Source organism: Xanthomonas sp. BRIP62411 (assembly GCF_003993525.1).
Lineage (GTDB): Bacteria > Pseudomonadota > Gammaproteobacteria > Xanthomonadales > Xanthomonadaceae > Xanthomonas > Xanthomonas euroxanthea.
On sequence record NZ_QEZI01000001.1, the window covers coordinates 16773 to 33326 of the forward strand.

Annotated in this window: 17 protein-coding genes; 11 read left to right on the top strand and 6 right to left on the bottom strand. The window is 68.7% G+C overall.

Features of this window, described 5'->3' with window-relative positions; genetic code table 11:
- Positions 1 to 237 precede the first annotated feature (237 nt).
- The 3 genes from EO139_RS00060 to folE are packed head-to-tail and all read right to left on the bottom strand — an operon-like array spanning position 238 to position 3017.
- Positions 238 to 939, bottom strand: a complete 702-nt coding sequence (locus EO139_RS00060; RefSeq protein ID WP_126968938.1) for a DUF4194 domain-containing protein — start codon at positions 937 to 939, stop codon at positions 238 to 240.
- Complete coding sequence (locus EO139_RS00065) at positions 926 to 2395, bottom strand: DUF3375 domain-containing protein (RefSeq protein ID WP_115678171.1); 1470 nt, start codon at positions 2393 to 2395, stop codon at positions 926 to 928. The genes EO139_RS00060 and EO139_RS00065 overlap by 14 nt, the downstream gene beginning before the upstream one ends.
- 19 nt (positions 2396 to 2414) lie before the next feature.
- Positions 2415 to 3017 (bottom strand): GTP cyclohydrolase I FolE, encoded by a 603-nt coding sequence (folE, locus tag EO139_RS00070; RefSeq protein ID WP_104543982.1) that lies wholly within the window; start codon positions 3015 to 3017, stop codon positions 2415 to 2417.
- Between the two features lie 130 nt (positions 3018 to 3147).
- Between folE and EO139_RS00075 the strand changes: the two genes are divergently transcribed.
- From EO139_RS00075 to EO139_RS00095, 5 genes are all read left to right on the top strand, one after another.
- Complete coding sequence (locus EO139_RS00075; protein WP_104586048.1) at positions 3148 to 3603, top strand: MarR family transcriptional regulator; 456 nt, start codon at positions 3148 to 3150, stop codon at positions 3601 to 3603.
- A 94-nt stretch (positions 3604 to 3697) separates the two neighbouring features.
- Positions 3698 to 3916, top strand: coding sequence for a DUF1656 domain-containing protein (locus EO139_RS00080; RefSeq protein ID WP_126968955.1), 219 nt, complete (start codon positions 3698 to 3700; stop codon positions 3914 to 3916).
- Positions 3913 to 4836, top strand: coding sequence for an efflux RND transporter periplasmic adaptor subunit (locus EO139_RS00085; RefSeq protein ID WP_164739332.1), 924 nt, complete (start codon positions 3913 to 3915; stop codon positions 4834 to 4836). Before EO139_RS00080 ends, EO139_RS00085 begins: the two co-directional genes overlap by 4 nt.
- Complete coding sequence (locus EO139_RS00090; RefSeq protein ID WP_126968940.1) at positions 4833 to 6293, top strand: efflux transporter outer membrane subunit; 1461 nt, start codon at positions 4833 to 4835, stop codon at positions 6291 to 6293. The genes EO139_RS00085 and EO139_RS00090 overlap by 4 nt, the downstream gene beginning before the upstream one ends.
- Positions 6290 to 8482 (top strand): FUSC family protein, encoded by a 2193-nt coding sequence (locus EO139_RS00095; RefSeq protein WP_126968941.1) that lies wholly within the window; start codon positions 6290 to 6292, stop codon positions 8480 to 8482. Before EO139_RS00090 ends, EO139_RS00095 begins: the two co-directional genes overlap by 4 nt.
- Before the next feature lie 234 nt (positions 8483 to 8716).
- Here EO139_RS00095 and EO139_RS00100 read toward each other — a convergent pair whose 3' ends face one another.
- Positions 8717 to 10078, bottom strand: a complete 1362-nt coding sequence (locus EO139_RS00100) for an MFS transporter (RefSeq protein ID WP_024939637.1) — start codon at positions 10076 to 10078, stop codon at positions 8717 to 8719.
- 188 nt (positions 10079 to 10266) lie between these two features.
- Positions 10267 to 11160, bottom strand: a complete 894-nt coding sequence (locus EO139_RS00105) for a LysR family transcriptional regulator (protein WP_126968942.1) — start codon at positions 11158 to 11160, stop codon at positions 10267 to 10269.
- A gap of 101 nt (positions 11161 to 11261) precedes the next feature.
- On the opposite strand from EO139_RS00105, the gene EO139_RS00110 reads away from it, so the two are divergent.
- Both EO139_RS00110 and EO139_RS00115 read left to right on the top strand, forming a co-directional pair.
- Positions 11262 to 12101, top strand: a complete 840-nt coding sequence (locus EO139_RS00110; protein ID WP_126968943.1) for an SDR family oxidoreductase — start codon at positions 11262 to 11264, stop codon at positions 12099 to 12101.
- A 150-nt stretch (positions 12102 to 12251) separates the two neighbouring features.
- Positions 12252 to 13517: a phospholipase D-like domain-containing protein gene (locus tag EO139_RS00115; protein WP_164739643.1), complete on the top strand. Its 1266-nt coding sequence runs from the start codon at positions 12252 to 12254 to the stop codon at positions 13515 to 13517.
- A 42-nt stretch (positions 13518 to 13559) separates the two neighbouring features.
- On the opposite strand, the gene EO139_RS00120 is transcribed toward EO139_RS00115, so the two are convergent.
- A complete protein-coding gene (locus tag EO139_RS00120; RefSeq protein ID WP_126968944.1) occupies positions 13560 to 14096 on the bottom strand; it encodes a hypothetical protein in 537 nt (178 codons plus the stop codon).
- A 268-nt stretch (positions 14097 to 14364) separates the two neighbouring features.
- Between EO139_RS00120 and EO139_RS00125 the strand changes: the two genes are divergently transcribed.
- From EO139_RS00125 to EO139_RS00140, 4 genes are all read left to right on the top strand, one after another.
- The gene (locus EO139_RS00125) at positions 14365 to 14571 is read left to right on the top strand and encodes a hypothetical protein (RefSeq protein ID WP_104586339.1); all 207 of its coding nucleotides are present in this window, start codon (positions 14365 to 14367) and stop codon (positions 14569 to 14571) included.
- On the top strand, positions 14558 to 15670 hold the full coding sequence (locus EO139_RS00130; RefSeq protein ID WP_104650610.1) for a type II toxin-antitoxin system RelE/ParE family toxin: 1113 nt from the start codon (positions 14558 to 14560) through the stop codon (positions 15668 to 15670). Before EO139_RS00125 ends, EO139_RS00130 begins: the two co-directional genes overlap by 14 nt.
- Positions 15671 to 15807: 137 nt before the next feature.
- A complete protein-coding gene (locus EO139_RS00135; RefSeq protein ID WP_102582218.1) occupies positions 15808 to 16062 on the top strand; it encodes an Arc family DNA-binding protein in 255 nt (84 codons plus the stop codon).
- A complete protein-coding gene (locus EO139_RS00140) occupies positions 16059 to 16475 on the top strand; it encodes a type II toxin-antitoxin system VapC family toxin (RefSeq protein ID WP_104627459.1) in 417 nt (138 codons plus the stop codon). The genes EO139_RS00135 and EO139_RS00140 overlap by 4 nt, the downstream gene beginning before the upstream one ends.
- Positions 16476 to 16554 lie beyond the last annotated feature (79 nt).

The window sequence follows — 16554 nt, forward strand, 5'->3', positions numbered from 1 at the left end:
ACGAGAGCGGGTGCTGACCGATGCGCGGGAAGCTGATGGCTCAGTGCCGCCCATGAAGAAAGTCACTTGCGCTGGACGGGGCGTGAGAGCTGACTTTCATCGCGCCATGCATGACGCACGGCTACACACACACTCCAGACGTCACATCCAGGCATTGCGATCGGCCGTCCCCTCATCCGCCCTTCGGGCACCTGCTCCCGGTGGGAGAAGCGATGGCCGTCCGGGGTGCAGACGCCATCACTCCAACGCAACCTCCCCCTCTCGCAACTCCCGATACGCCACCACCAGGGCCTGCACGTCCTCGGCCGAGAACAACAGCTTCAGCACCGGCGAAACCTCGTAGCGCTCCTCGCTGCCGCGCAGGCGCGACAGCAACTGGTTGTCGCGCATCTTGCCAATCGCCGTCATCACCCGTCGCGCGAATCCCGCGCGGTCGGTGGACACGTTCTTCTCGTAGACCGACAAGGCCTCCACCAGCTGTGCCTCGTCCACCACTGCACGCTCGCCACGCGTATCGGCCTCGGCCAGTTGCTGGCGCAGGAACAGCAGCAGCACCGACTCGATAAAGGTCAGCGGCGCGCTGCGCAGCAAGGTCGGCGATTCCAGCTCGGCGGTATCGGCCTGGCGGGTGAAGGCCACCCCGCCCTCGCGGTCCAGCACCAGTTCCAGGAACAGCTCGCACAACACCTGGCGAATCGGCGCTTCGTTGCGCAACAGCGCAGGCCACAGCGCACCGTGGCGTTGCGCGTCGATGCTGGGGCCGGCCAGCAGCTGGCACAGCGCGCGCCGCGCGTCGAACGGCAGCGTGCCGGTGTCGCCCAGGAACAGCTCGCCTTGCGGCTGTGCAGGCGATGGCTCCGTCAGCGGCGTGCGGCCGGCATCGGCCGACGCGCCCGTGTCCTCGTCCGCATCCAGGCGGGTGTCCTCAGACCAGTTCATTGCGTTTCTCCCGGGTGAACCACACCAGCGGAATGCGTGCGCGCCGCAGCGCGCCGTCGCCGCCTTCCCATTGCACCGTTTCCATCTGTCCGTCGATCACCACGCCGTGGCGGGTGCCCAGCGACAGGTAGCCGATCACGCTGCCCAGGCCCTGCACGGCCGGGCGCTGCTGCAGCGCATCGCCGATGGTCAGGCGCGGGCGTTGACCGAGCAGCTCGTGCAGGTCGCGGCGCAGGCTGCGCACGTCGATCTCCGATTGCGCGACCAGATCGCCCACGCTGTCGAGCGAGATGTCCGCCGCATCGGCGGCCTGCACGCGGCCATCGACCTGGGTCAGGCGCGGGTCGTGCAGGCGCCATTGCGACAGCGACCGCAGGCGGGCAGCGCTCAGCGCCTGCGTGTAGCCGGTGGCGGCGGTGGCGTGCAGGCTGTCGCGCAGCTGCAGGGCTTCGCCCTGCGCCTGCCTGAGCAATTGATTGAGCCGGCGCTGTTCCAGATAGCCGCGGCTCTGCACGAAACCGCGCAGGCTGCGCGCGAAGTGCTGCATCACCGTGTGCACCTCGCCGCCGCGCTCCAGCAGCGTGCCGGTCAACCCGCGCAGGAAGGCGCGTTCGCGCCGGTCCAGCTTGCGGGCGAAGCCGCGTGCCAGCAGCGCATCCAGCGCCTGATCGAGCTGGCTGCTTTGCTGGGTGTCGTTGAGCAGGCTCCAGAACGCCTCGAAGGTGCGCCCGGCCTCGCTCTCGGCGATCACGTCCACGCCGTTGAACAGCTGCTCCAGCACATCGCCGCGCGCGCCTTCGTCGTCGATGATGCGCTCGCGGAACTGGCGGTTGAGCTGTTCGAAATCGTCGCGGACGCGATGGAAATCCTCGGCCAGCTCGTCGGACAGATGGATCAGGTCACGGGCGCGCTCCAGCGCGCGCTTGCCGTCGAGTGCGGCCACGCGGCCGGAAGCCACGCGTTCGATCTCGGCATCGATGCGCGCACGTTCGTCGCGCAGGGCGGCCAGGCGCAGCTCCGGATCGGCCTCGGTCTGCCCAGCCAGCTGCACCAGCTGCTGGATCACCAGCGACAGGCGGCTTTCGGTGGCGCTGCTGCTGCTCTCGCGCAGGCCGACGATGAAGCGGATGGCCTGGGTGGCCGCGCGCGACAGCTCGTATTCTTCTTCGGCTGCGCCTTCGGGCAGGCGGCGTTCCAGCCAGCCCTGTGCCAGCCAATGCGCCAGATAGGCCTGCGCGGTGCGCGGCAACTCGCGCGAGAGTTCGTCGGCGCGCAGCACGTCGAGCTGGCGCTGCAGGCGCTCGTGCAGCACGCCCGCGGGCAGGCGGCGTTCGCCGTCCAGCAACACCGTCTGCAGCAGGCCGATCAGCTCCGGCGCGTGGTCGGCGGCCAGCAGTTTCCACACCGGCTGCTCGCGCAATTGGCGATAGCCGGCGATGCGTGCCTGGTGCTTCATGGCGACGGCAACGGCTGCCTCAACGCTTGCCGCCCACTTCGATGAACTGCAGGAATTCGGCGCGGGTACGCGCGTCTTCGCGGAAGCTGCCCAGCATCTTGGAAGTCACCATGCTGACGCCGCGCTTGTGGATGCCGCGGGTGGTCATGCACTCGTGCGCGCCTTCCACCACCACGCCGACGCCGCGCGGCTGCAGCACGTCCTGGATGCACTGGGCGATCTGCGCGGTCATCTTTTCCTGCACCTGGAAGCGCCGCGCATAGCTTTCCACCACGCGCGCCAGCTTGCTGATGCCGACCACCTTGCCGCGCGGCAGATAGCCCACGTGCACCTTGCCGATGATCGGCGCCATGTGGTGCTCGCAGTGGCTTTCGTAGGAGATGTCGCGCAGCACGATCAGCTCGTCGTAGCCGGCCACTTCCTCGAAGGTGCGTTCCAGGTATTCGCGCGGTTCCTCGCGGTAGCCGCTGAACCAGTCGCCATAGGCCTCGGCAACCCGGCGCGGGGTATCCAGCAGGCCTTCGCGGGCCGGGTCTTCGCCGGCCCAGCGCAGCAGGGTGCGCACGGCATCTTCGGCCTGGGCCTGGGTGACGGGGGAATCGGGCTGGTCGGACTGGCTCATGCGCAGGTGCACCCAAAGGGGGCGAGCATGGTACCCGAGGACGGGCCGGCCGCCCCAGTGGCGGTTGCGCCGGCTTGCGCGGGTTCAGTGACTATTGATTCATTGTTGAATTGATAGCATCCTATCTATTATGACGAACAGCGTTCTCTCCTCCCGTGCCCAGCTCAGCTCCGGCCTGCTGGTCGCCGCCCGCCAGTGGCAGCGGCTGGCCGACCAGGCATTTGCCGACTTCGGGCTGTCCAGCGCCTGCACCGGGCCGTTGCTGATGATCGGCCGCTCCGGCGGCGGTATCCGCCAGGTGGCGCTGGCCCAGCAACTGGGCATGGAAGGCCCCTCCCTGGTGCGGCTGCTGGACAAGCTGTGCGCGCAGGCATTGGTACGCCGGCAGGCCGACAGCAGCGACCGCCGCGCCAACCAGCTGTGGCTCACCGACGCAGGCCAGGCGTTGGTCGGGCGCATCGAGATCCGCCTGGATGCGCTGCGTGCGGAGGTGTTCGGCACGCTCAGCGAAGCGCAGGTGCAGGTGGTGCTGACCCTGTGGGAGCAGATCGCGCAGGCGCATGCGCGGCTGAGTGGGTCCGACTGAGTCAGTTGTAGGGCGTCGTGCTGCGACGCGTGTAGTGCCTTGCCGATGTCCTGGCGCGCGCGGCGCCGGGGCGTCGTTGTTTTCCTTTCCCAGGATGTGCCCGATGTACGGCGAATTCAGTCTCTACGGTGTGTTCGTTCCCACCTTGCTGGCGTTGATGACGCTGGCCTATCTGCTCAACAGCGCCATCGGTGCGCTGCTGGCCCGGGCCGGCGCCTACCGGCACATCTGGCACCCGGCGCTGTTCAACCTGGCGCTGTACATCGCGCTGCTGGGTGGCCTGTTTTTCCTGACCCGTTGGATGCAATCGTGAAAAAGCTGATCAAGACCGCGGGGCCGGCGCTGCTGACCCTGGCGATGGTGGTGGTGGCCGCGGTGGTGCTGCAGCACCTGTGGCGTTATTACATGGAGGCACCGTGGACGCGCGATGCGCACGTGGGCGCCGATGTGGTGCAGGTGGCGCCGGATGTGTCCGGGCTGGTGGAGCAGGTGGCGGTGGCCGACAACCAGGCGGTGACGCGTGGGCAGTTGCTGTTCGTGGTGGACCGTGCGCGCTATGCGATCGCGCTGGAACAGGCGCGCGCCGCGCTGGCCGAGCGCCAGGCCACCTTGAACCAGTTGCGCCGCGAGATCGCACGTGACCGCAGCCTGCAGGACCTGGTGGCCGCCGAAGATGCCGAGGTGCGCCGCTCCAATGTGCAAAAGGCGCAGGCGGCGGTGGCCACCGCGCAAGCGGCGGTGGACCTGGCCCAGCTCAATCTGGACCGCACCCAGGTGCGCAGCCCGGCCGACGGCCACATCAGCGACCGCACCGTGCGCGTGGGCGATTACGTCAGTGCCGGGCGCCCGGTGGTGGCGGTGCTGGATACCGGCTCGTTCCGCGTCGATGGCTATTTCGAGGAGACCCGCCTGCAGGGCGTGCATGCCGGCCAGCGCGTGGACGTGCACCTGATGGGCGAGCCGGCCACCTTGCACGGGCATGTGCAGAGCATCGCCGCCGGGATCGAGGACCGATACCGCAGCGGCAGCGCCGGCGCCTTGCCCAACGTCACCCCGGCGTTCGACTGGGTGCGGCTGGCGCAGCGCATCCCGGTACGCATCGTGCTGGACCAGGTGCCGGCGCATGTGCAGCTGATCGCCGGGCGCACCGCCACCGTGAGCATCCTGCCGGACGCCGTGCGTGACGCAGCCGCCAGCGCGCCTGCCCGCGTGCAGGCCAAGGCCGCGCCATGAACCGCAGCGTCTTGCGTCCTGTGGGATTGGCCGCACTGCTGAGCGCCCTGAGCGCTTGCAGCACGGTCGGCCCGAACTACGCCGTGCCGGACGATTCGGCCTACCAGCGTCCGGCCGCCAACGCGGCGTTTGTCGACACCGGCAACGCCCAGGTGCAGGCCGGCGCGCCGCTGCCGGCACGCTGGTGGGCGCTGTATCAGGACCCGATGCTGGACCGCCTGATCGAACAGGCCTTGCGCGACAACGTCGAGTTGAAGGTGGCCGGTGCCAACCTGCGCCGCGCCGCCGCGGTGTACGAACAGGCGCTGGACGCGGGCGGTTTCGATTACGAGGTGGACGCCGGCGTCAGCCGCGCGCAGGTCTCGGCCGAGGCGTTCCTGCAGCAGGAAAAGCTGCCGGTGTTCAACCTGGCCGATGGCAAGCTCGGGGTGTCGTATCAGTTCGACCTGTTCGGCAAGCTGCAACGCGGCGCCGAGGCCGCGCAGGCCGATACGCAGGTCGCCCAGGCCGCGATCGATCTGGCGCGCGTCAACGTGGCCGCGCAGGTCGCCGGCAGTTACGTGGAGATCTGCCACGCCAACCACGAGCTGCACGTGGCCGAGCATTCGCTGCAATTGCAGCAGCGCAGCCGCGACATCACCCAGCGCCTGATCGCTGCCGGCCGTGGCACCCCGCCCGATCTGGCACGCGCCACCGCACAGGTGGCGATGCTGGAAGCGGCGCTGCCGCCACTGCGCGCGCGCCGCCAGGCCGCCGGGTATCAACTGGCCGCGCTGCTCGGCAAGACGCCCGGCGAGGTGCCGGCCGGCGTGGACGGCTGTGCGCACGCGCCGGCCTTGCAGCGCCCGATTCCGATCGGCGATGGCCGCGCGCTGCTGGCACGTCGCCCGGATGTGCGCCAGGCCGAACGCCGGCTGGCGGCAGCCACCGCGCGCATCGGCGTGGCCACTGCAGAGCTGTATCCGGAGATCCGCCTGGGCGGCTCGATCGGTGCCACCGGCCTGCTGGCCGATGTCGGCGAGCCGGCCACGCATGCCTGGTCGTTCGGCCCGCTGATCTCCTGGACGCTGCCCTCCAGCGGTGCGCGTGCGCGCGTGCGCGCCACCGAGGCCGGCGCCGACGCGGCGCTGGCGCAGTTCGACCACACCGTGCTGCAGGCGCTGCGCGAAGTGCAGACCAGCTTGTCGCGCTATGCGCAGGACCTGGACCGCCTGCACCTGCTGGAGCAGGCGCAGCAACAGGCCGAGCTGGCGTCGGCGCAGAACCGGCGTTTGTACCAGGGCGGGCGCACGCCGTATCTGTCCAGCCTGGATGCCGAGCGCACGCTGGCCACCGCCGACATGACGCTGGCCAATGCGCAGGCGCAGGTCTCGCAGGATCAACTGCAGCTGTTCCTGGCGCTGGGCGGCGGTTGGGAAGCGGCCGCCGGCCACACCGACGCCACGGCCGCGCGATGAGTGCGCTGCTGCGCGATCGCCAGGCCTGGCTGTTTTCGGCCAAGACCTTCGCCGCGTCGATCGCGGCGTTGTACGTGGGGCTGGCCGGCAATCTGTCGCGGCCGTACTGGGCGATGGCCACGGTCTACATCGTCTCCCAGCCGCTGCTCGGCCCCACCCGCGCCAAGGGCGTGTACCGCGTGCTCGGCACCTTGCTGGCCGGCGCGGCCACCCTGGTGATGCTGCCGAACCTGGTGGAAACGCCGCTGCTGCTCAGTGCGGCGATGGCGCTGTGGCTGTCGGCCTGCCTGTTCCTGGCGCTGCTCAATCGCGGCCCGCGCGGCTATGCGTTTCTGCTGGCCGGCTACACCACCGCCTTCATCGGCTTCCCGGCGGTGACCGCGCCGGAAGGCATCTTCGACACCGTGGTCGCGCGCAGCGAGGAGATCATCCTGGGCACGGTGATGGCGGTGCTGTTCGCCGCGCTGGTGTTCCCCGCCTCGGTCAAGCCGATGCTGACCGGGCGCATCGGCAACTGGATGCGCGACGCCGCGCAATGGTGCCGGCAGGTGCTGCAGCGCGGCCCAGCGCAGGCACCGCGCAACCGGCTGGCCGCCGATCTGGTGCAGTTCGAGGCGCTGATCGCCTTCGTGCGCCACGACGACCCGCGCCATGCCGGCACCGCCCCCACGCTGGAACAGCTGCGCGCGCGCATGCTGATGCTGCTGCCGGTGCTGTCGTCGGTGGCCGACCGGCTGGATGCATTGCAGCGCGATGGGTCGGCGTTGCCGCCCGAGACGGCAACGCTGCTGGAGGATGTCGCGGCCTGGGTGGACCAGGGCGAGGACGCGCGCAGCGATGCGGACGTGGACGCCCTGCGTGCACGCATCGCCGTCCTGCGCCCGGTGGTGGATCAGGACATCGAACATCTGCTGCTGGCCAGCCTGCTGTTGCGGCTGGAAGAGCTGCTCGACCTGTGGCAGGACTGCCGCGCGCTGCAGCAGGCAGTGGTGCACGGCACGGCGATGCCGGTACTGCGGGCCATGCCGGGAACTGCGCGACAGCCTGCAACGGCCCAATCACCCGGGCAAGCCGCGGCGGTGCAGGGCGCACCCGCCACGCGTTCGCGCATGCAAGCGTCATTGCGACGGCGCCTGGGTTGGTCACGATCCGATGCACCCGTACCTGCCAGCAGCAGCCGCCATATCGATTTCGGCATGGTCGCGTTTTCCGCCCTGAGCGCGGGCGTCGCGCTGATGGCGTACTGCGTGCTGTGGATCGGCATCGGCTGGGAAGGCGGCGGCAACGGCGCGATGATGGCCGCGGTGACCGCCGCATTCTTCGCCGCGCAGGACGACCCGGCGCCGAGCATGCTGTCGTTCCTGGCCTGGGCGGTGGTGGCCAGCGTGGTTGCCGGCATCTATCTGTTCGGCATCTTCCCGGCCATCCACGATTTCCCGATGCTGGTCCTGGTGCTGGCGGCGGTGTTCCTGCCGATCGGCGCATTGCTGCACCGCCCCAAGACCATGCTGATCGCGCTGCCGCTGGTGGTGAACCTCACCGCGCTGTTGAGCCTGCAGAACACCTACAACGCCAATATCCAGAGCTTCGTCAACGCGGCGGTGGCGATGGTGCTGGGCATTGGATTTGCGGTGGTGCTGACGCGCCTGTTCCGCTCGGTGGGTGCCGAATGGAGCGCGCGCCGGCTGGTGCGCCAGGGCTGGCGCACGCTGGCCGAGGCCGCCGACGGCCGCGGCGCACAGGACCGGCAGCACTTTGCCGCCCGCATGCTGGACCTGCTTGGCCTGCTCGCACCACGGCTGGCCCTGACGCCGGAAGGCAGCGACCTGGCCTCGGTGGACATGCTCAACGAAGTGCGCGTGGGCTTGAACATCCTGCAACTGCGCAGCGCGCGGCACGGTTTGCCGCAGCCGAGCATCGAGGCGGTGAACGCGATCCTGGTCGATGTTGCCGCGCACTACCGGCAACAGATCGCGCACAAGCGCCCGCTGCCTGCGCCGGATGCCTTGCGTACGCGGCTGGATGCCTCGCTGGCGCGTGTCGGCAAGGTGCCGGCGGGCGCGCATCGCGATGAGGCGCTGCTGGGGTTGATCGGGCTGCGTTACAGCTTGTTTGCGCAGACGGCGCCGCACACCCAGAGAAACACCGGTACCGCGCCGCCCTTGGCCCCTCTCCCCGCGGGGCGATAAGGCACTGCGTGCGCGCCACGGGTGCGCGTGCCCTGGAGCGCCCGCGCGGCTGGCGCGGGCCGGGGCGCGGGGGGTGCGGTGAAGGGACGAGGCGACGCCACTCGCGGTAAATGACACGAGGCGTCGCACGTCCCCTCATCCGCCCTTCGGGCACCTTCTCCCGCAGGGAGAAGGAAGATCGACTCCCGCAGGGAGAAGGACGCTCAACGCCCGACGGGAGAAGGGCAAAGCAGATCAGCGCTTGCGCTGATGCATCGCCGCTTCGTCGTCCAGCCAGTTGCTGCCCTTGTTGGTCAGGAAGAACATGTACACCACCAACGACACCGCGATCACCGCCGTCGCATAGATCACGAACTCGCTGACGTGGCCGGTCTTCAACGAGGCCTGGTACAGCAACGGCGCGGTGCCGCCAAAGGCGGAGTTGGCCAGCGCATAGCCCAGGCCCACGCCCAGCGCGCGCACATGGGTGGGGAACAGTTCGGCCTTCACCACCGCATTGATCGAGGTGTAGCCGGTCAGGATCACAAAGCCCACGGTGAGGATCGCGAACGCGGTCAGCCAGTCGGTCTGCTTGGGCAGTTCCATCACCAGGAACCAGGTGTAGAGCACCCCGCCGATACCAAAGAACACCAGCAGGCTCTTGCGCCCGACGATGTCCGACAGCCAGCCGCCCACCGGCTGCATCAGCATCAGCACCGTCAGCGCGACCAGGTTGATGATGGTGCCGGCCATCACGTCGCCACCGGCGAACGCGGTCTGGATCATCTTCGGGCCGGTGACCGAATAGGTGTAGAACGCGATGGTGCCGCCGGCGGTGATCAGGAAGCACAGCAGCAACGGGCGCCACTGGTTGACGAACAGCTCGCGCATCGAGCCCGACGCCTTGGCCTTGCCGGTGCGCGAATCGGCGATGGATTCGGAGCTCAGCGACTCGTCCATGGTCTGGCGCAGCCAGAACACCACCAGCGCACCGATGCCGCCCAGGCCGAACGCCACGCGCCAGCCCCACTCGGACACCTGCGGCGCATCGAAGAAATGCAGCATCACCAGCAGCGTGGTCTGCGCCAGCACGTGGCCGCCGACCAGCGTGACGTAATGGAACGAGGACAGGAACCCGCGCCGGCCCGGAATGGCCGCCTCGGACATGTAGGTGGCGCTGGTGCCGTACTCGCCGCCGGTGGCAAAGCCCTGCAGCAGGCGCGCCAGCAACAGGATGATCGGCGCGGCGATGCCGATCGTGGCCACCGTGGGCGTCACTGCGATGACGAACGAGCACAGCGCCATCATCGACACCGAGATGGTCAACGCCAGGCGGCGGCCGTAGCGGTCGGCGAAGCGGCCGAAGTACCACGCGCCGATCGGGCGCATCAGGAAGGTCATCGCAAAGATCGCCCACACGAACATCGTGGCGTTCTTGTCTTCCTTGGAGAAGAACTGCGATTCGAAATAGGTGGCAAACACCGAGTAGACGTAGACGTCGTACCACTCGACCAGATTGCCGGCCGACCCCTTGAGCGTATTGGACACCGAACGGCGAAGGCTACCGGGGGCTGCGCCAGAACCGGCGGCGATCGGAGACGTTGGGGGTGCGCTCATGCAGTCAGAACCTCGTGGGTGGGACACCCGGGAAGTATAGGTGCGTGCTTGTGTGACGCGTGTAAGCATTTCGGCGCATATACAGCGCCGCAACCGGCGTCGGCGCGTCCGCTTCAGCCCGCTTTCGGAGTCGGCCGCGACGCCTGCGGCCCATCATGGGCGTGACCGCCCTGGATGCCGATCGACGGCTACGGCAACACCTGCTTGAGCGTCTCGATGAACGCGCGCAGCCCGGGCGGAATCTGTCGATGCCCCGGGTAATACAGCACCAGTCCCGGAATCGCCGGGCACCACTGCTCCAGCACGCGCACCAGCGTGCCGCGTGCCAGTGCCGCCGTCGCCGCATGCTCGGGCACATAGGCGATGCCAAGGCCGGCCTCGGCGGCTTCGCTCATCATCAGGAGCTGGTCCAGCGTCAGCCGCCCCGGCACATCGATCGCCACCTCCTGGCCGCGCCGCTCGAACTCCCAGCGGTACAGCCTGCCGCTGGGCATGCGGTGCCGGATGCAGGCGTGGCGATGCAGATCGTCCGGCGTGTCCGGGTAGCCGGCATGCTGCAGATACGCAGGTGCGGCCACCGCGATGAAACGCGTCTGCCCACCAAAAGGCACCGCAATCATGTCCTGCGGTACCGACTCGCTCAGGCGAATGCCGGCATCGAAGCCGGCCGCCACGATGTCCACCAGCCGCCCTTCGCTCACCAGGTCCACCGACAGCGCCGGATGACGCGCCAGCACCTGCGGCACCACCTGCTGCAACAACAGCCGCACCACCACTTCGGGGGCATTGATGCGCACCGTGCCGGTGGGCCCGCTCCGGAAGGCATCCAGTTCGCCCAGCGCCTGTTCGACGTCCTGCAATGCGGGCACCAACTTGGCGTAGAGCCGTTCGCCTGCTTCGGTCAGCGACACGCTGCGCGTGGTTCGATGCAGCAGGCGCACGCCAAGGTTGCGTTCCAGTGCGCTGATCAGATGGCTGAGCGAGGACGGTGCCAGCCCCAGCTCGGCGGCCGCACGCCGAAAGCTGCGATGCACCGCGACGCTGGTGAACGCGGCCAGGTCATTGAAGGTCGGCTTGGGCATTGGTGGCTATTTCACATCAACTCATTCGGATTCTATGGCATAGACCCATCAATTCCCCGCGCCTAGAGTGGAATTCCCTTCCACGCAAAGGCCCCCCCCCCATGTCCCGGACCTGGCTCATCACAGGCGCATCCTCCGGCTTCGGCCGCGGCCTGGTCGAAACATTGCTGGCGCGCGGCGATCGCGTCGCAGCCACCGTGCGGCGCGCAGAAGCGCTTGCCGATCTGCAGGCCGCGCACGGCGACGCATTGACCGTCCTGCAGCTGGATCTGCGCGACAGCGCAGCGGTGCGCGAGACCGTCACCCGGGCCTTCCAGGCCCTGGGCAGGATCGACGTGCTGGTCAGCAACGCCGGCTACGGCACGCTCGGTGCCGCTGAGGCCGCCACCGACGCGCAGGTGCGCGAGCTCATCGACACCAACCTCATCGGCTCCATCACGCTGATCCAGGCCGCGCTGCCGCACCTGCGTCGCCAAGGGGGCGGGCACGTGGTGCAGGTGTCGTCCGAAGGCGGCCAGATCGCCTACCCCGGCTTCAGCCTGTATCACGCCAGCAAATGGGGCATCGAAGGCTTCATCGAAGCCGCCGCGCAGGAAGTGGCCGGCTTCGGCATCCACTTCACCCTGGCCGAACCCGGCCCGGCACGCACCAACTTCGGCGCCTCGCTGGTCAGGACCGACATCCCGTCCGACTACCTCGGCACACCGGTCGACGCCCTCAGCCGCGCGCTGGACGACGGCAGCTGGGTCATCGTCGGCGACCCGCAGCGCATGGTCGCGGCCATGATCGCCTGCACCGAGGCATCCCCCCCGCCGTTTCGGCTGGTCATGGGCACGGCGGCCTACCACGCGATCCGCGAAGCGTTGACCACGCGGCTGGCTGCGCTGGAAGACCAGCGCGACATCGCGTTGTCCACCGACAGCCCGGCTGCCGCCGGATGAAGGCAGCGACGCTGCAGCGCGCGCGTTCTGCAGCGTCACCAGCGCCGATCCGCGGCTGGCGCCCCACCCTTCACGGCCCCCATGCCGCCCGGCTTGCCAGAATGCCGGCCGCTTGGGGCCGTCGATGGCAGGGGAACAGGGGTTGGATGCATGACATGGATCATCGTGGCCACGGTCGTCACCACGCTGGTGGTGGGGCTGCTGCTGCTCAACTTCGCCACGCCCGAGAAAAAGCTCGAGCACATCCCCAGCCATTGCTACGACGTGTCCGACCCGCAGTTCAAGCGCGAGATGTCGGTGTTGCTGGGTCCGGCGATCCTGCCCGGCAACAAGATCCAGGTACTGCATAACGGCAGCGAGATCTTCCCGGCGATGCTGGCCGCCATCCGCAGCGCGCAGCGCACCATCACCTTCGAAACCTATATCTACTGGTCGGGCGAGATCGGCCGCGAGTTCAGCCAGGCGCTGTCCGAGCGCGCGCGCGCCGGGGTCAAGGTGCGTGTCACCATCGACTGGGGCGGCAGCCTGAAGATGGATGCGTCGCTGGTCGAGGACATGACCAAGGCCGGGGTGGAAGTGCATCGCTACCGCCCGCTGACCTGGTACAACCTGCACCGCGTCAATAACCGCACCCATCGCAAGCTGCTGGTGATCGACGGCCGCATCGGCTTCACCGGCGGCGTGGGCGTGGCCGACCAGTGGATGGGCGATGCGCAGGACCCGGAGCACTGGCGCGACTCGCATTACCGCATCGAAGGCCCGGTGGTGGCGCAGGTGCAGGCCGCCTTCAACGACAACTGGATCAAGAGCACCGGCCGCGTGCTCAACGGCGCCGAGTACTACCCGGAGCTGGCACCGGCCGGCGACAGCGACGCGCAGCTGTTCGTGGCCTCGCCGGCCGGCGGCAGCGAGAGCATGCACCTGATGTACCTGATCGCCATCGCCGCGGCGCGCAGCTCCATCGACCTGGCCGCCGCCTACTTCGTCCCCGATGCGCTGATCACCCGCTCGCTGCTGGAAGCGCGCGCGCGCGGCGTGCGCATCCGCGTGCTGCTGCCGGGCAAGCATATCGATGCGGTCTCGGTGCGGCTGGCCTCCAAGGCCAGCTGGGAGCCGCTGCTGCAGGCCGGCATCGCCATCCACGAATTCCTGCCCACCATGCTGCATACCAAGCTGCTGATCATCGACGGCCTGCTGGTCTCGGTGGGCTCGACCAACTTCGACATCCGCTCGTTCCGCCTCAACGACGAGGCCAGCCTGAACGTCTACGACCGTGACCTGGCCGCGCAGATGACCGAGGTGTTCGAGCGCGACCTGCAACGGGCCGAGCCGTACACGCTGGAGCGCTGGCGCAAGCGGCCGCTGCGGCAGAAGCTTGGCGAGAAGCTGGTCCTTCCGTTCCGCTCGCAGGTGTGATGCAGCGCGGACGCCGCAAGCAGCGGCGGCGCCCGACAACCCTCACGACAGTGGCGGCGGCACCGCGATCGGCGCAGCCTGCAGCCGCAACTGGCGCAGCCGCCACCACAGCCCGCCCAGATGCACCAGTGAATACAGCACCAGCGCCGCGGCGATGCCCAGCGTCAGCGGGCTGGCCTGCGCGCCGGCCGCCGCCGCGCCCGCGCTGAAGGCGCCATCGGCCCAGCGCCAGGCCAGGCGCCCGAGCAGCACCAGCATCAAGCCACCTCCGATCCACGGATTGGGCGTATACCAGCCGCGTCCCTCCACCCATTCGGCATGCGTGTAGCGCAGCGATGCGGCGCCCAGCCCGATGCCGACCAGCGCTCCCGCGGCGATCCCTGGCCGGACCTGCGGCAGGCCATAAACCGCGTATGCCAGCGCCGCCGCGGCAACCACCAGCACCACGGCGCGCAGCGCCGTGCTCACCGGCTTCCAGCGCTGGCGGCCGAAGCTGCGGCGGATGCGCCGGTAGTAGAGGAAGGCGATGGCCGCCATCGACAGATACGGCGTCAGCGGTGCGATGGCAGCAGCGGGCATGGCGATTCCTTTGCGGGGTGAGGTGACCACCGCAGAATGAAACCGCCCCCGGTAGCGAACAAGGTGCCAAGTGTCACTTTCTGCGCGCGCAGGCGGCCTGGCCGGGCCGCCGCCGCCACGTCCGGCCATCGCGACGGACCAGAGGCCCTCGCGCAGGACCGCTTCCCTGCCACTGCCAATAAACGCCTCAACCGCACGCCAGCCGTTGCCACACGCGAACCAGAGCCGCACGGGTAGACTTGCCGGCAGAGCTCCCCACCGCAGTGCCATGTCCGCCATCAAGCAAGAAGCCCATACGCTGATCGACACGCTGCCCGAGACGGCAGGATGGGACGACGTGGTTCGCGTCGTGGACACCGCCAGCTTCGAGGCCGCCGTGCTGGAGGGCATGGCCGCAGCGGATCGGGGCGCGGTTGTCGCACCGGCACAGGTGGCGGCACTGTTCGCCAGATGGGGCGTTGATGTTGCGGCGTGACTGGACCGTCCCGGCCGCCAGGCAACTCGCACACGCCCAGGATCACTACCACGCGCTCAGCCCGACCGCCGCCGCCGCGATGGCGCGGCGGGTGCTGGACGCCACCCGCACCCTGGCCGAGCAGCCCGGGCGCGGCCGCGCCGGCCGCGTCGCCGGCACCCGCGAATGGGTGGTCAGGCAAACGCCCTACGTGCTGGTCTACCGCGTGCGCGACGACGCGCTGCAGCTGCTGCACGTCCGCCTGGAAACGCAGGACTGGCTGCCGCGCACCGAGCCGCTGATCGAGCGCATCGAACCGTGGATCGCCGCGCTGATCAGCGCCCTGCTGCATGTGCTGATGCTGCTGATCCTGCTGTCGGCCTCCACGCCCACCATGACCCCGCCGCAGGGCTCGGCCAGCGGTGGCCGCACCAAGGTGGATTTCGTCGGCGACACCTCCACGCCCGACCAGCCGGTTCCGTCCCCGACGCCCACCCCGCCGTCGCCAACGCCCGCGCCCGTGCAGCCGCCGCCGGCCGCCTCGCCGGTGCAGTCCACCCTGGTCAAGACCGCCAAGAACCCGATCCCGCCGGCAGGCAACACCCGCCGCGGTGGCCTGGTCGAGCAACGCCAGACCCAGCCGGTGCAGCGCCCCACCCCGCCGCAACCGCCGGCAGAACCCTCGTCGCCGCCGCAGCGCCGGCCCGAAACCTGGACCGGCCGCCCACCGGGCATGCTCGAAGAAGAAGCCGATGCCGCCGAAGACGGCATGTCCAACACGCCCACCATCAGCGAAGGCCGCCGCCGCGACCGCAGCAACGCCCAACCCAGCATGGATGTGGGCGGCTACCAGGTCTATTACGAAGTGCGCAGCGAAACCCAGCTGCGCAACTGGCGCGACCAGGGCATGAAGGAGTTGGCGATCATCCTGCCCGGCACCCAGTACCGCATGGTCTGCCCGCTGGAAGTCGCGCTCAAGCGCGGCTCCAGCAAATGCCGCCTGCTGCCGCCGGACTCGCCGGAGCTGAAAGACATCGGCGATGCCCGCGAGGTCATCAACATGATGGAGGTCTACAAGCAGGGCGAGCCGGTGTGGCGCGGGCCGGGGCCGTATCGGTGAGTGGTGGGGCCAGGTTGGCCCCGGATGCCACTACGGCTGGTGCGGTGATGACTGCTTCGATACCGGGTGTGTTGAAGTTGTCTAAGTGCTTGCACTTCTCTAAAGTGCAAGCAACCTGATTCCACCGGGAGGGCGACATGCCTTCTTTCACCGTCCGCAATATCCCCGATGAGGTGCATCGCGCGATCCGCGCGAGGGCCGCACTCCACGGCCGCAGCACCGAGGCGGAGATCCGCGCAATCCTTGAATCAGCGGCCAAACCGGCAGACCGGGTCAAACTCGGCTCCCTGCTGGTGGACATTGGCCGCGACGCTGGCCTGACAGCAAAACAGGCCGACGCGTTCGACACCTTACGCGACAAGACCGCAATCAAGCCGATCAGCCTGAAGTGATCCTGCTCGATACCAATGTCATCTCCGAGCTTTGGCGGCCTCAGCCCAACCCGAAGGTCGTTGCCTGGATCGATGCGCAGGCTGTCGAGACACTGTTCCTGTCGGTGGTAACGGTGGCCGAATTGCGTTATGGCATTGCCGTGATGCCCGAGGGCCGCAAGCGATCCACGTTGCATGCACGGTTGGAAAGCGATGTATTGCCACTGTTCAATGGGCGCCTGCTGGCGTTTGATCTGGACGCATCGCACGCATTCGCGACACTCGCATCGAAAGCCAGAGCCGCAGGACTCACACTCGGTCGCGCCGATGCCTACATCGCTGCAACGGCAGCCGCGCAAGGCCTGACCGTTGCCACCCGCGACACGGCACCGTTCGCGGCGATGGCGCTGGACGTCATTGACCCGTGGAGTTGATCCGGAGCGTGCGGTGATAAACCGCCGTTTCGCCCGCCCCCTCCAACGTGCTGCTTTGAAAACAGCAGCCGAACGCGCC

Bases quoted from the DNA above. Each gene is read 5' to 3' on its own strand.
- EO139_RS00090 (WP_126968940.1), top strand. From the start codon at position 4,833: ATGAACCGCAGCGTCTTGCGTCCTGTGGGATTGGCCGCACTGCTGAGC.
- EO139_RS00130 (WP_104650610.1), top strand. From the start codon at position 14,558: ATGTTGCGGCGTGACTGGACCGTCCCGGCCGCCAGGCAACTCGCACAC.
- EO139_RS00065 (WP_115678171.1), bottom strand. From the start codon at position 2,395: ATGAAGCACCAGGCACGCATCGCCGGCTATCGCCAATTGCGCGAGCAG.
- folE (WP_104543982.1), bottom strand. From the start codon at position 3,017: ATGAGCCAGTCCGACCAGCCCGATTCCCCCGTCACCCAGGCCCAGGCC.
- EO139_RS00075 (WP_104586048.1), top strand. From the start codon at position 3,148: ATGACGAACAGCGTTCTCTCCTCCCGTGCCCAGCTCAGCTCCGGCCTG.
- EO139_RS00080 (WP_126968955.1), top strand. From the start codon at position 3,698: ATGTGCCCGATGTACGGCGAATTCAGTCTCTACGGTGTGTTCGTTCCC.
- EO139_RS00115 (WP_164739643.1), top strand. From the start codon at position 12,252: ATGACATGGATCATCGTGGCCACGGTCGTCACCACGCTGGTGGTGGGG.
- EO139_RS00135 (WP_102582218.1), top strand. From the start codon at position 15,808: ATGCCTTCTTTCACCGTCCGCAATATCCCCGATGAGGTGCATCGCGCG.
- EO139_RS00095 (WP_126968941.1), top strand. From the start codon at position 6,290: ATGAGTGCGCTGCTGCGCGATCGCCAGGCCTGGCTGTTTTCGGCCAAG.
- EO139_RS00105 (WP_126968942.1), bottom strand. From the start codon at position 11,160: ATGCCCAAGCCGACCTTCAATGACCTGGCCGCGTTCACCAGCGTCGCG.
- EO139_RS00125 (WP_104586339.1), top strand. From the start codon at position 14,365: ATGTCCGCCATCAAGCAAGAAGCCCATACGCTGATCGACACGCTGCCC.
- EO139_RS00120 (WP_126968944.1), bottom strand. From the start codon at position 14,096: ATGCCCGCTGCTGCCATCGCACCGCTGACGCCGTATCTGTCGATGGCG.
- EO139_RS00060 (WP_126968938.1), bottom strand. From the start codon at position 939: ATGAACTGGTCTGAGGACACCCGCCTGGATGCGGACGAGGACACGGGC.
- EO139_RS00100 (WP_024939637.1), bottom strand. From the start codon at position 10,078: ATGAGCGCACCCCCAACGTCTCCGATCGCCGCCGGTTCTGGCGCAGCC.
- EO139_RS00110 (WP_126968943.1), top strand. From the start codon at position 11,262: ATGTCCCGGACCTGGCTCATCACAGGCGCATCCTCCGGCTTCGGCCGC.